This is a genomic window from Streptomyces sp. NPDC023527, assembly GCF_055560115.1.
Map to the genome: position 1 here is coordinate 360,867 of NZ_JBVHJJ010000005.1, position 13,500 is coordinate 374,366.

A 13,500-nucleotide genomic window follows, 5' to 3' on the forward strand; every position below is an offset into this window, starting at 1 on the left:
GCCGCGATTGCTAGGCTTCCCGCCATGATCGACACGGGGGAAGCGGTACGGATACAGCCGGAGAACCGGGCCGCCGCGATCAGCATGGGTGCCGCCGTGACGGCGGTCATCGTGGCGAGTGGCAGCATGTGGGCGTCGGCGGCGAGTTTCTACATGCCAGCGACGATCGGCTGGTTCGTGTTCGTGGAGCTGGCCGCGCTGACCGCGATCGTCTCGGGCCATGTGGCCCGCCGACGGGCCAAGCGTCAAGGGCTGCCCGGCCGGTGGTGGGCGCTCGCCTCGATCGTGACAGGGTGGGTGTGCGTGCTGTACGCGGGTCTTGTGATGTTGGTGGCCGTCGGGGTGTTCGCCGGATTCGCCTTGCTCTTCGGGGCCATGAACTGAGCATTCCGACGGTGCGGGGTCTGGGAGGAGACCGGAGTGTTCGGCAAGAAGAAGGTGGACCCGCCGGTCGTCCCGGTGCACTGGGACACCGAGGGCGGGTTCGTGGTCGGCGAGGTGGTGCGCCCGTCTGCCTTCCGGAAGAAGGGGCTGGTCGGCCGGCGGGCGGTGCGTATGCCGGTGACCCTCGATGGGGAGCGCTACTTCGCGCCCGCCGCGTTCGTCGAGCAGCGGGACTTGGAGGTCCGGTCGTACGAGCTGTACGACGCCATGGAGGCCGGGGAGCTGCTGTGCACCGTCGAGCCCGCGAGCGGCGGCAGAGGCGGCGAGCGCTATCAGGTACGGGACCAGGCCGGGCAGGAGCTGGGCCTGGTGTTCCGTACTCCGGCCGCCAAGCGTGCGGTGCAGCACGGCTGGTGGCTGCGGCAGCCGGGGCATCCCGACGTCGTGGCCCGCTACCACTGGGCCAAGGGCAGCGCGAAGGAGATCGCGGCCCGCGGTGCGGACGCCACCGTGCGGGGTGCAGGCTCTCTGATCGGCAGCGTTGCCGACTCCGTGCTCTACGGAGACGCGGCGAGTGACAACCACAGCTCCACACGTCCGACGAAGCCCGTCACCTGGCGTGCGGACGACGAGGTCGCGTTGACGGCTGGGCATACGCAGGGCATCAAGTTGTACGTGCCGCAAGCGAGTTGGCTGGAGCGCCGACTGGCCTTCGCACTGGCGGTCCTGCGGCAGGACTAGCACCAACTTGCCCTGTGCCTGGACTCTGACCCCCATGCTCGAGAACCACCAGCCGACCGCCCTGACGGGCCGGGTGCTCAGCGGAAGAAGTCGGCATTCTCCGCAGCCCACTGCTGGAACGGTCTGGCCGGGGAGCCGGTGACCCGTGAAACCGTGTCCCGCACCGCCAGCAGCTCGTCATTGACGTCCCCGCCCGTGACGTCAAGCACCGCCTCCGCGGCCTCGTCCCCGAAGACCGCGGCCATCTGAGCGTGAGCCTCCTGCCGACTGATCTCGCTGAAGGGCACCTCCCGCCCGAGCGCTGCCGAGATGGCATCGACCTGCTGCCGGGCGGTCACCGACTGTGGACCGGTCAGGGCATACGTCCGCCCCTGGTGGCCGGGCTCGGTCAACGCCACCCGCGCCACCGACGCGATGTCCGCGGGGTGGATCGTGGGCAGCCCGGTGTCCGCATACGGCGCACGGACCGTCTCACGGGCACGGACCGACGCCGCCCACATCAGAGCGTTCGAGGCAAACTGCGTCGGCCGCAGGATCGTCCAGGCCATGCCGCTGTCCAGGAGCAGCCGCTCGACCGCCAGGTTCTCGCCGGCCGGGCCCAGGTGGGGATGGGTCTGGACCGTGATGGACGACACCAGCACCACGTGCTCCACACCCGCCAGTCTGGCGGCCTCAAGGATGTCGGCATCCGAACCCAGACGCGACACGAGGAACAGCGAGCGCACCCCGTCCAGAGCAGGCTCGAACGACTCCGGCTCCGCGAAATCACCCTCAACGGTCTCGACACCTTCGGGGAACGCGGCCCGTGCGGCGTCACGGGTGAATCCCCTCAGCGGCCCCACACCGCATCCGTGCAACTCCCTCAGCAGAGCACTTCCTATGTTTCCGGTGGCTCCGGTCACGAGGATCATGAGCACGTTCTCCTGTCGTCAGATGATCAACTCCAGGACACGCTAGAAGCTCAATCGCACTTCAGGTCAAGGAGGCTCCCGACCCTTCCCACTGCCAGGAACGCACACAGGCAACCCCGGCGCTTCGCGGCCGGGGTTGCGCCGTGACCGCCGGCCTCACCCTGCCCTACTCCAGCGCCATGGTTGAAGGGCATGTAAATCGGGTCAAGTTCCTCAAGCGCCAAGGGTATGGGCGAGCCAACTTCGACCTCGTCCGACGGCGCGTGTTGCTCACCCCATGGCGGTCACGCTCGGCCATACCGAAATATTGATCAGAGCCGTAAAGGGCTCAGGGGTCAGGGATGCTGCGGCCCGGTGCAGGCGTGGATCAGGTTGAGGAGGGCTCGGCGCAGCTGCTCAGGGGTGAGCCGATGTGGGGCTGCCGCCGTCAGCTGGGTGAAGAGGATGCCGTCCAGGAGCGCCACGAACGCGTTTGCATGTGTCGCGGGGGCAGGGGCGCCCGCAGTGGCGAGCAGGTTCTCGGCCACGGCCCGGTGGCGACTGCCCGCGGCGTGCAGGGCGGTACGGAGCTCGGGGCACCGGGGCGCTTCCAGGGCCAGCTCGTAGCGGGCGAGCATGCGTTCGCGGCCGCTGGTGGTCCAGTGCTCGATGAGGTCCGCAGTGGCCTCGGCGAGCTGGGCGGTGCTCGCGGGCCCGGTGAGGGCAGGGCGATCGTCGATTTCGGCGATGTCCAGTTCGACCAGACGTTCGACGGCGGCTTGCAGGAGCTGTTGGCGTGTCCGGAAGTAGTACGAGCACGAGCCGGCCGGGACCCCGGCGGACTGGTCGACCGCGCGGTGAGTGAGTCCGCGCATGCCGGAGCGGGCGAGGGTGCCGATCGCCGCATCGGCCAGTTGCTGCCGCCGGAGCATGGTCCGCCGGACGGAGGCGGCCGTGAATGACGCCGATTCGGCACCGCATCCTACGTAAACCCGGCAATCATGACCTTACGGAGTAATTTCCCGAGCAATTCAGGCCAGTACTGTCATTGCCAATGCAAACAAACATCGTATAGGTTTTGTCCTCAGGCAGATTTCCGGCATCGTCGACCTTTGAAGGCGCAGGCTTGCCCTTTGTGTTTACGTCTCGACCGGTACTCAGTACGGCCGTAATGTAGTAACCATCGGACTCATCATCCTCAGCCCTCAGGATGTCACCGTTGGCTATCCACTTTCCTGCGCCGACAACTTTGCCGTTCCGCTTGATGTAAATAGACCGGGAGCCGTCCGACTGCATAGGGTGCGCGCTGAATTCGGCGCTTGGGGGTGCGGCAACTGCACTGCCTGCCCCCCAGAGTCACAGCGCAGCCAACCAGCATAGTGGTGGCCGCGAAGATGGCTGCAATTCGGTTACGCGTCGAGATCTGCACGTTCCCCCCCTGATTCACGTCCGATTCATGGCCAATGAAACAATAGCCGAAAACTTGACCAAGCACTATCCCCGACAAAGATGACGCGAAGAATAAATACAAATCCTGCTCTTTGTCGTTCTACTCCTATAAGCACGGAAGGGTCTTTACATCCGGAATGTCGAGTGCCGAACCGGGATGGAGTCGATGCCCAAACGCTTGCCTGCCTTCTCGCCCAGTACTCCAGCCGTAGATCGTGATCTCGCTGGTGGAGGCCGGCACTGAGACGGGTGCGGTCACCGCTGATCATCGGCGTGTGAAGACTGAAGATCATGCGGTAGTCGCAGGGCACAGCGTGGACCCTGTCCGCTGGCGGGAGGCGTTCGAATGCCTGATGGGCCGGATCGCCGGTCGGTTCGTCCGGGTCGAACCCCGGCGTCGGGTAAGGCAATTGGTGCTTGGGCTGCTGGCGGACCTGCCGCGCAAGAACTGTTGGACGATCGCCGAGCATGTCGGGGACGCCACCACGGACGGGCTGCAGCACCTTCTAGGGCGGGCAAAGTGGGACGCCGACCTGGTCCGCGACGACCTGCGCAACTACGTGCTGGAGCACCTGGCGGACGACCAAGCGGTGCTGGTGGTCGACGAGACCGGCGACCTGAAGAAGGGCACCCGCACCGTGGGCGTGCAGCGCCAGTACACCGGCACCGCTGGCAGGATAGAGAACGCCCAAGTCGCCGTTTACCTCACCTACACATCCCAGCACGGGCACGCCGGGCATCGACCGCGCCCTGTACCTGCCCAAGTCCTGGACCGGCGACGTCGACCGACGCGAACAGGCCGCCGTCCCGGACGAAGTCGGCTTCGCGACCAAGCCTCAGTCGGCCCAGCAGATGATCGAACGCGTCCTGAATGCCGGAGCCCCGGCCGCGTGGGTGGCCGGCGACGAGGTCTACGGCGACAACCCGAAACTGCGGGCCGCTTTGGAGGCACGCGGGCTCGGCTACGTGCTCGCGGTCTCGTGCACCCACCGCATCCCCACCACGGCCGGCACCCAGCGCGCCGACCACCTCGCCAAACGCATCCCGCGCCCGGCCTGGCAGAAAGTGTCCGCCGGACAAGGGGCGAAGGGACACCGCTACTACGACTGGGCGTTGGTCGCCATCACCGCAGGTGATCCGACGGGCCATCAGCACCTGGTGATCCGCCGCAACCGCACGAACGGCGAGCTGGCCCACTACCGCTGCTACCCGGCCCGCCCGGTGCCGCTGTCCACGCTGGTCAGGGTCGCGGGAAGTCGATGGACGGTGGAGGAGACGTTCCAGAGCTCGAAGGGACTGGCGGGACTGGACGAGCACCAAGTGCGCCGCTGGGACTCCTGGCACCGCTGGGTCACCCTGGCCCTGCTCGCCCACGCCTTCCTCGCCATCACCGCCGCCCGCGAACGCCGCGACCAGGCCCCGACCGACGACGGGACCAGCCCCGACGGCCTGATCCCGCTCACCTGCAATGAGATCCAGCGCCTGTTCACCGCGCTGTTGAGCGCGGTGGGCGCCGCTCTTCTCATCCTCGTCGGAATGTCGTACCGCCGACGGCTGCGAGGCAGGTGCCCTCGGTGCGGACAGGACCACGCGGGTGTTTTTGACGGTCCGCTTGCCCACCCTGGCCCCTCCGTCGCGTCGAAGCGAACCCGAGTCGCGGTCTACCTGCTCATGTGCGGGCTTCTGCCGTGGGCTGGCGTCAAGACCATCTGGACGCTGGGTGGCGATGCGATCGGCGTCACGGCGCAAGGGTGGCGGGAGACGAACGCAGGCGAGTCGGGGCTGGCAAAGGCCCTCGCATCGGTGGGAATCGATGTCACCGTGCTGGCCGCGATGGCTGCGATTTTCCTGTTGCTGGGACTGCTGTACCCGTGGGGGCAAGTGTTCCCCCGATGGACCCTGATCCTCTCTGGGCGGCGAGTCCCACGCCTACTGCCCTTGCTGCCAGCGTGGTTGTGCTCCGTCGGCCTGTCGGTATACGGAGTCGTCCTGCTGATCTACGCCCCGCTCAGCGCTACCGGAGTACTGCCGAAGCTGAAACCGTCGGGGGGAGCGTTCACCACCAGTTCCGGGATCACCTGGATGGTCGCCTTCGGCGGTCTAGCCTTCGCCGGCCTGGGCTTGGGCCTCATCGCGGCCGCCCGCTCCTACTCCGCCCGGACCCGCCCCATCTGCGCCAGTAGGACGAGTACGGGCCCGTCCTCGGGGCCGTCGGTCCGGTACTGAAGGGTCTGCTTCTCGCTCACTCGCGCCACGCTATCCGCCGGGGCGGAGGGTCGGTGCCAAGGGGTCGTCGTCACGGTGTGGTCGTGGAGACCAGATAGACCTTGGGGTATTGCGGATTGTCCAGATTGGCGGTGATCTCCAGGGACGGTTCGGGCTTGTCCCGGTCCACCTCGACGCCCGCCCAGTGGTGGCCCGCGCCGAAGTTCCAGCCGACCTCGGCGGCCTCGTCCTCGCCGACGGTCACCTCGCCCTCCTCCAGATCGCCCATGCTGGTGCCCGACTTGGCCAGGAACTTCTCCAGGCCGTCGCGGGTGGTGGTGAACTGCACGTACAGCGAGCTCGCCTTCCACGAGTTGGTCTCGTAGTTGGCGACGTCCTCCGAGTACGGCGGGATCCACACCTCGTAGATGCGGCGCTGGAGCTGGGAGGGCCAGCCCTCCTCCAGGCCGGACGCGGCGGCCTGCTCCTTCTTGGACTGGCTGCCGCCGCGGCTCTGCATCGCGGAGATGTAGAGGTAGCCGGCGGGGATGGCGACGAGCAGGAAGATGATGAAGGGTTTGACCCAGCGGTGTCCCCGGCCACCGGACGGGCTCCGGGGCCCGTCGGGCGCGGCGGTGCGTTCGTGCTCCATGGTGGCCGTCACCCGCGGCCCGCCCGCGCGTACCGCTCGTAGCGCTCGACGCGGCGGCGGTTGGCGCGGCGGAAGCGGCGGGCGACGAGCCGGGCCAGGTCGGCGGCGCCGACCATGCCGGCCTCGGGGCCCAGCTGGGCCTTGACGATGCGGGCCTCGGGGCGGTAGCCGCGGCCGGTGAGATGGCGGCGGAAGGCGTCCCGGGCGGGGCCGATCAGCAGGTCGTCGGCGGCGCTGACGCCACCGCCGATGACGAAGCAGGACGGGTCGAGGGCGGCGGCGAGGTTGGCGATGCCCACGCCCAGCCACTGGCCGATGTCCTGGAGCAGTTCGACGCACATGGCGTCGCCGGAGCGGGCCAGCTCGGTGATGAGCGGGCCGGTGATCTCGGAGATGTTGCCGCCGACGCGGTCGGTGATGCCGTACGCGACCGGCGACTCGGCGGCGGCCAGCTCGCGGGCCTCGCGCACCAGGGCGTTGCCGGAGCTGTACTGCTCCCAGCAGCCGCGGTTGCCGCAGGGACAGCGGTGGCCGCCGGGAACGACCTGCATATGGCCGAACTCTCCGGCCACGCCGAACTTGCCGCGCTTGACCTGGCCGTCCTCCAGGATGGCGCCGCCGATGCCCGTACCCAGGGTGATCATCACCAGGTGGTCCTCGCCACGGCCTGCGCCGAAGCGCCACTCCGCCCAGGCGGCGGTGTTGGCGTCGTTGTCGACCATGACGGGGACGGCGAGGCGGCCGGCGAGGCGGTCGCGCAGCGGCTCGTTCCGCCAGGACAGGTGCGGGGCGAACAGCACCCGGTTGCGGTCGGCGTCGACCCAGCCGGCCGCGCCGATGCCGACGGCGTGCACGTCGTGCCGGTCGGAGAGGTCGAGAACCAGCTCGGTGATGGTGTCCTCGACGACCTTGGGGCTCTTGGACTTGTCCGGGGTCTCCGTGCGGAGCTTCTCCAGGATGTTGCCGTCCGCGTCGACGACGCCGGCCATGACCTTGGTGCCGCCGATGTCGATCCCGACGGTGGGGACGCGGGGTGCGGTGAGGTGCGAGCGGCGCTCGCGGGTGCCGACGGTACGCAGCACGGTCGCTCTGGCCGTACCCCTGTGGAGGTCGCGGTACATGCTCATCGCGGCACCTCCGCCACGGCGTGGCCTCCGGCGGGTGTACGGGGGCGGGCTCGCACGAGTCGTCGTCCCTGCGGGGTCTCGGGAGGCGGTGCGCCTCGGGCGTACGGGTGGGTGACGGGCTGCCCCGTCGTCGCCGATTGTGCCTCACGGGAGCGGTCCGTACCGCATCGCGTGCGGACGCGTGCGGCTGTGCCGCCGCGCGACGGGGTCCGGCCCGTGGGCCCGCGCCGCGCATCGCGTGCGGCCTGTGCCGCTGCGCGACCGGGTCCGGCCCGTGGGCCCGCGCCGCGCATCGCGTGCGGCTGTGCCGCCGCGCGACGGGGCCCGGCCCGTGGGCCCGTGCCGCGCCGTGGGCGGCGGGCCCTTCCCTCCCGCCCACCCGTGACCCGGAACCGTGCGGTTGCCGAGGAGCCCGCGGCGGTGGGCGCGGGCCCGTCCCCGCCCGGCCGGCGTGGCATACCGGGTTACGGGTGGGCGGGAGGGAACCACCCGCCGCGCGCGCTCAGTCGTCCTCGGTGGAGGTGACGCCCGCCCGTTCCAGTTCGTGGCTGAGCTGGTCGAGCTCGCTGCCGCCGGCCATCTGGCGGGTGAGCTCGTCCAGGGCGATCTCCGACTTCGCGTGGCTGCCGGCCATCGCCCCGCGCTTGAGCAGCACGAACCGGTCGCCGACGAGGTACGCGTGGTGCGGGTTGTGGGTGATCAGGACCACGCCGAGGCCCGCGTCCCGGGCGGCGGCCACGTACTTCAGGACGACGCCCGACTGCTTGACGCCGAGCGCCGCCGTGGGCTCGTCCAGGACGAGGACCTTCGCCCCGAAGTAGACGGCCCGCGCGATCGCCACGCACTGGCGCTCGCCGCCGGAGAGCGTGCCGATGGGCTGGTCGACGTCGCGCAGGTCGATGCCCATGCGCAGCAGTTCCGTGCGCGTCGTCTCGCGCATCCTCCGCACGTCGAGGCGCTTGAACGGGCCGGTGCCCTTCGTCGGCTCGGAGCCGAGGAAGAAGTTCCGCCAGACCGGCATCAGGGGGACGACCGCCAGGTCCTGGTAGACCGTGGCGATGCCGCGGTCCAGGGCCTCCCGGGGCGAGGCGAGCCGCGTCTCCTCGCCCTCGATCTCGAAGCTGCCGGCGTCGTGCCGGTGCAGCCCCGCGATGATCTTGATCAGCGTGGACTTGCCCGCGCCGTTGTCGCCCAGCACACAGGTGATCTCACCCGCGTGGACCTCCAGGGACACCCCTTCGAGGGCCCGGATGTTGCCGTAGAACTTGCTGACGTCCGTCAGCTCGACCAGCGCACTCACTTGCTCGCCTCCGCCCGCTTGCGGACCCATGCGTTCAGCAGGGTCGCCAGGAGGAGCATCGCCCCGAGGAAGAACTTGAACCAGTCCGGGTTCCACTGCGCGTACACGATGCCCTTGCTGGTCATGCCGAAGATGAACGCGCCGACCGCGGAGCCGATGGCCGAGCCGTAGCCGCCGGTCATCAGGCAGCCGCCGATGACGGCCGCGATGATGTAGAGGAACTCGTTGCCGACGCCCTCGCCCGACTGGACCACGTCGTACGACATCAGCAGGTGCTGGCCGGAGATCCAGGCGCAGAAGGCGACGGCCATGTACAGGCCGATCTTGGTCTTGTTGACCGGCACACCGACCGCGCGGGCCGCGTCCGCGCCGCCGCCGACCGCGAAGATCCAGTTGCCGACGCGGGTGCGCAGCAGCACCCAGGTGGCCAGCGCGACCAGGCCGAACCACCACAGGATGGTCACCTGGAGGTCGACGTCGCCGATCGTCAGATGGGAGGCGAAGAGGGTGCGGGCGGACTCGAAGCCCTCCATGTCACCGATGCTCTTGCTGGAGACGGTGCCGCTGATGAGCTTGGTGAAGCCGAGGTTCAGGCCCGTGAGCATCAGGAAGGTGCCGAGCGTGATGATGAAGCTGGGCAGCTTGGTGCGGGTGAGCATGAAGCCGTTGAAGAAGCCGAAGGCCAGGGTCGCCAGGAGCGAGACCCCGACGCCCACCCAGACGTTCGCCGTCATCTGGTAGCTGACCATCGACGAGATCAGCGCGGAGCTGGTCACCATCACACCGGTCGACAGGTCGAACTCGCCGCCGATCATCAGCAGCGCCACCGGCACCGCCATGATGCCGATGGTCGAGGAGGCGTAGAGCACCGTGGACAGGCTGGACGCCTGGAGGAAGCTGCTCGCGACGACCGAGAAGAAGACGAAGACGGCGACGGCGCCGACGACCGAGCCGAGCTCCGGCCGGCCGAGCAGCCGGCGCAGGTACGAGCGGCGCACCAGCCGCTCGTCGGTCGTGTCCTGTACGGGGGCGGCCGCGGGGGCGCTCATCGGGTGCCCCGCTTGGTGTACGTCGCCAGGGCCTTGGCGTCGTCCTTGGTGATGATCTGCGGACCGGTGAGGACCGGGCGGCCGCCGCCGAGCATGTCGGCGTTGTACTTGTAGAGCCACAGCAGGTCCACGGCCTCGTAGCCCTGGAGGTACGGGTCCTGGTCGACGGCGAAGCCGAGCGTGCCGTCCTTGAGCGCGTCGGCGACCTTGGCGTTGAGGTCGAAGGTGTCGACCTCCGCCTTGCTGCCGGCCTGCTCGGCGGCCTTGACGGCGGTGGGCGCGAAGGGGGCACCGAGGGTGACGACGGCGTCGATGTCCTTGTCGGACTGGAGCTTCGCCTCGATGGACGACTGCACGTTGGGCATGTTGGTGCCCTCGACGTAGAGGTTCTGCAGGTCGCCCTTGAAGGTCTTCTTCACCCCGTCGCAGCGCTGCTCGTGGCCGACGTTGCCCTGCTCGTGCAGGACGCAGACGGCCTTCTTCTTCCCGCGCTGGTTGAGCTGCTCGCCGACGGCCTCGCCGGCGATGGTCTCGTCCTGGCCGATGTGGGTGAGCGCGCCGAACTGCTGGGACTTCTCGGAGCCGGAGTTCACGGTGATCACCGGGATGCCGGCCTTCTTCGCCTTGGCGACGACGTCCTTCATGGCGTCGGGCTTGGCGAGCGTGACGATCAGGCCGTCGACCTTCTGGTCGATCATGGCCTGCACGTTCTGGGCCTGCTTGTTGCCCTCCACGTCATGGGCGTAGAGGAACTTGATGTTGTCCTTGGCGGCCGCCTGCTTGGCGCCGCTCTGGACGATGTCCCAGAAGGTGTCGCCATCGCCCGAGTGGGTGACCATCGCGAAGGTCCAGCGGGGCGTGCTGACGTTGGCGCGCCCCTGGGCGGCCTTGGCGGCCCGCTCCTCCGCACGCTTGCCGCCCGTACTGCTGCACCCCGCCAGGGTGGCGCCGAGCACCGCTGCCAGCACGGCGCTCACCGCACGTACGCCTGTCCGAACCCTTGCCACGAGGAGTTGCCCTTCTCACTGTCTGTCACGGTGCGGCCGGGCCCTTGTCCTGCGGGACCGACCGCCCAAGTATCCGTCACCATCCGTCACCGCTGACCCCGGGGGCTTCAGCGGGTACCGCTCAGGGCTGCTGCATGTGGGTGGAGTTCTAGCGGCGGGCGGCGCACCGCGTCAATACTTTGTCCGAACATTCTGACGGACTGACCTGTTCGGCGCCGCCGCGGACACCACTGGGGGCACCACCGCGGGCGCCCCTACGGACGCACCAGGAGCTGGAAGTCGAAGGCGTAGCGCGACGCCCGGTAGAGGTGCGAGCCGAACTCCACCGCGCGCCCGGTGTCGTCGTACGTCGTCCGCTCCATCGTCAGCAGCGGCGCTCCCTCCGGCTCGGCCAGCAGCTCGCCCTCGGCGGCGGTCGCGGCGCGTGCCCCGACCGTCTGGCGGGCGCTGTGCAGGGTGATGCCGGCCGTGCGGATCAGCCGGTAGAGGCCGGTTCCGGTCAGCTTGCCCTCGTCGAGGTCGAGGAGGCCCGTGGGCAGGTGGTTGCACAGGCGGGCCATGGGCTCGCCGTGCGCGAGGCGCAGCCGCTCGACGAGGACGACTTCGGCGCCCTCGGGGACGCCGAGGGCGGCGGCGACGCGCGCGGTGGCGGATTCGGTGGTGTGGCGCAGGACCCGGGTGGCGGGCCGCTGCCCGGCCGCCTCCAGGTCGTCGTACAGGCTGCTGAGCTCCAGCGGGCGCTTGACCTGGCTGTGCAGGACCTGGGTACCGACGCCCCGGCGGCGTACGAGCAGCCCCTTGTCGACCAGCGACTGGATGGCCTGCCGGACGGTGGGCCGGGACAGCCCGAGCCGCGCGGCGAGGTCGATCTCATTGCCGAGGAGGCTGCCCGGGGCCAGCCCGCCCTGCTCGATCGCGGCTTCGAGCTGCTGGGACAGCTGGTAGTAGAGCGGGACAGGGCTGCTGCGGTCCAGGGTGAACTGGAGGGATGAATGCTTCGCCACGAAGGGAGCGTAGCCGCGGGACCGGATGACGGGAAGTTCGGAGGTCAGGTTGTCCGGACATGCGCACATCTCCGGGACGAACTGACCGATATGAGTGAGCGTGCCGTCAACTCCGCGCCTCTCGGTCGCGTCTTGTGCAATACAGATGTCAGCGCAGATGTCCTATGCATTCATGGGATATCAGCTGATATCCGGTGCAGCGAGGGAAGGGCGAGGCCGTGGAAGAGCTGGCTCTGGGGGTGGCACTGGGCTTCAGCGCGGGGATCAGCCCGGGCCCCCTGCTCGCACTGGTGCTCTCGGGGACGTTGCGCGGCGGCCTGGGGGTGGGGCTGCGGGTGGCGGCGGTGCCGCTGCTGACGGACCTGCCCGTGATCGTCCTGTGCGTGACCGTCCTGTCGGTGCTGCCGGAGCGGGCGATCGCCGCCGGCGGGGTCGTCGGCGGGCTCTTCCTGGCCTGGCTGGCGGTGACGACCCTGCGCGAGGCGCGGACCGCCGAGATCCCGGCCGCCCGGCAGACCGCCGAGGCGCGGGCCGAGGGCAGGCGGACGCTGTGGCAGGGGGCGCTGGTCAATCTGCTCAGCCCGCATCCGTGGATGTTCTGGCTGACCACCGGCGGGCCGCTGCTGGTCGCGGCCTGGCGGCAGGGCCCGCCGGGCGCCGGGGGCTTCCTCTTCGGCTTCTACGCCCTGCTCGTCGGCAGCAAGGCGGCACTGGCGCTGACAGTGGCCCGCGCCCGCCACCGGATCGGGACCCGCGGCTACCGGCTGCTGCTCGGCGGCTCGGGGGTACTGCTGCTGGCGGCCTCCGCCTTACTGCTGGCCGAGTTCGGGGGCCAGCTGGCGGCGTAGCCGCCCTGGTCCCGATGAGTGTCCGGTAGCGACACGATCGAGCGACTTTGTACGCATGGCTCAACCTCGGTCCCGGTCTGGCTCGTTTTTGTGTTTACCAGACACCATGACCGGGGGAACGAGCCATGAGCCATGGATACGGACACACCGACCGTCCGGGCAGCCGCCCGGCACCCGATCTCTCGCGCATCCGGCTGTACGACCAGCGGGAGGCCGCCGGGCACGCGACGCTCCGCCCGGTTCACGACTGGGTCGACCGCCATGTCGCGCGCCCCCACCCCGACCTCGGCCGCCGGGGCGCGGTCTGCCCCTTCGTGCCGCTGTCGCAGCGCCTGGACCTGATCCGCTTCGCCCTGGCCGATCCGCCGGCCGGTGACGAGGGCGCGCTGACGGCCGCCGTCGCCGCGCTCAAGGCGCACTGGCTGGCCATGGAGCCGATCAGCGGCCAGCACACCATCGACAAGACCATCGTCCTCGTCCTGACCGAAGCGCCCGCCGAGGTCGTCGTCCGCGTCCACGAACGCGCCAAGCCGGAGTTCGTGGCCGGCGGCATGATGCTCGGCGAGTTCTTCCCCGGACACCCCGGGCCGGGTCTGCACAACCCCGATTTCCGGCCGTTGCACAGCGCCATTCCGCTGCTCGTCGCCCGCAGCATGGTCGCCAACGACCTGCCGTTCCTGACGCAGGACCGCTATCCGCCGGACCGCCGCGCCGGCTTCGTGGAGTCCTTCCTGGAGCACCAGCCGTCGGCGAGTGCCGACACCAGGCGGCGCGCCCGGGAGGAGCTGGCGCAGGCCCGGGGCGAGCTCGCGCGGCGCCCGCCGGCCGCCGGCTGAGCGCGCGG

General features: G+C 69.6%; 12 protein-coding genes and 1 pseudogene. 5 read left to right on the forward strand and 8 right to left on the reverse strand.

Translation table 11 applies throughout. The features are described from left to right. Window positions 1–24 precede the first annotated feature (24 nt). Together ACZ303_RS12690 and ACZ303_RS12695 are read left to right on the forward strand one after the other, a co-directional pair. Window positions 25–384 (forward strand): DUF4190 domain-containing protein, encoded by a 360-nt coding sequence (locus ACZ303_RS12690; protein ID WP_467338023.1) that lies wholly within the window; start codon window positions 25–27, stop codon window positions 382–384. Between the two features lie 36 nt (window positions 385–420). After that, window positions 421–1,125: a hypothetical protein gene (locus tag ACZ303_RS12695; protein WP_467338025.1), complete on the forward strand. Its 705-nt coding sequence runs from the start codon at window positions 421–423 to the stop codon at window positions 1,123–1,125. A 77-nt stretch (window positions 1,126–1,202) separates the two neighbouring features. Here the strand turns inward: ACZ303_RS12695 and ACZ303_RS12700 are convergent, their stop codons facing one another. Further along, window positions 1,203–2,036, reverse strand: a complete 834-nt coding sequence (locus tag ACZ303_RS12700; RefSeq protein WP_467338027.1) for an NAD(P)H-binding protein — start codon at window positions 2,034–2,036, stop codon at window positions 1,203–1,205. A gap of 335 nt (window positions 2,037–2,371) precedes the next feature. After that, window positions 2,372–2,947, reverse strand: a complete 576-nt coding sequence (locus ACZ303_RS12705; protein WP_467338029.1) for a TetR/AcrR family transcriptional regulator — start codon at window positions 2,945–2,947, stop codon at window positions 2,372–2,374. An 870-nt stretch (window positions 2,948–3,817) separates the two neighbouring features. Here ACZ303_RS12705 and ACZ303_RS12710 point away from each other — a divergent pair. Beyond that, window positions 3,818–4,856, forward strand: a pseudogene (locus ACZ303_RS12710) (IS701 family transposase); the annotation flags it as partial. A gap of 904 nt (window positions 4,857–5,760) precedes the next feature. Here ACZ303_RS12710 and ACZ303_RS12715 read toward each other — a convergent pair. The 6 genes from ACZ303_RS12715 to ACZ303_RS12740 all read right to left on the reverse strand — a co-directional run bounded on the left by ACZ303_RS12715 (window position 5,761) and on the right by ACZ303_RS12740 (window position 11,778). After that, entirely contained in the window at window positions 5,761–6,321 is a 561-nt protein-coding gene (locus ACZ303_RS12715; protein ID WP_467338030.1) for a hypothetical protein, read from the reverse strand. A gap of 8 nt (window positions 6,322–6,329) precedes the next feature. Further along, window positions 6,330–7,448, reverse strand: coding sequence for an ROK family glucokinase (locus ACZ303_RS12720; RefSeq protein WP_467338032.1), 1,119 nt, complete (start codon window positions 7,446–7,448; stop codon window positions 6,330–6,332). Window positions 7,449–7,950: 502 nt separating this feature from the next. Beyond that, window positions 7,951–8,778, reverse strand: coding sequence for an ATP-binding cassette domain-containing protein (locus tag ACZ303_RS12725; RefSeq protein WP_467338034.1), 828 nt, complete (start codon window positions 8,776–8,778; stop codon window positions 7,951–7,953). Further along, a complete protein-coding gene (locus tag ACZ303_RS12730) occupies window positions 8,745–9,797 on the reverse strand; it encodes an ABC transporter permease (protein ID WP_467338036.1) in 1,053 nt (350 codons plus the stop codon). The genes ACZ303_RS12725 and ACZ303_RS12730 overlap by 34 nt, the downstream gene beginning before the upstream one ends. Then, a complete protein-coding gene (locus ACZ303_RS12735) occupies window positions 9,794–10,804 on the reverse strand; it encodes a sugar ABC transporter substrate-binding protein (RefSeq protein WP_467338039.1) in 1,011 nt (336 codons plus the stop codon). Before ACZ303_RS12735 ends, ACZ303_RS12730 begins: the two co-directional genes overlap by 4 nt. Before the next feature lie 254 nt (window positions 10,805–11,058). Then, window positions 11,059–11,778 carry a GntR family transcriptional regulator gene (locus tag ACZ303_RS12740; RefSeq protein ID WP_467338216.1) on the reverse strand — a complete coding sequence of 240 codons (720 nt, stop codon included), beginning with the start codon at window positions 11,776–11,778 and terminating at the stop codon, window positions 11,059–11,061. 248 nt (window positions 11,779–12,026) lie between these two features. On the opposite strand from ACZ303_RS12740, the gene ACZ303_RS12745 reads away from it, so the two are divergent. Then, on the forward strand, window positions 12,027–12,656 hold the full coding sequence (locus tag ACZ303_RS12745; RefSeq protein WP_467338041.1) for a LysE family translocator: 630 nt from the start codon (window positions 12,027–12,029) through the stop codon (window positions 12,654–12,656). Between the two features lie 125 nt (window positions 12,657–12,781). Next, the gene (locus tag ACZ303_RS12750) at window positions 12,782–13,492 is read left to right on the forward strand and encodes a DUF6875 domain-containing protein (RefSeq protein WP_467338043.1); all 711 of its coding nucleotides are present in this window, start codon (window positions 12,782–12,784) and stop codon (window positions 13,490–13,492) included. Window positions 13,493–13,500: the final 8 nt, after the last annotated feature.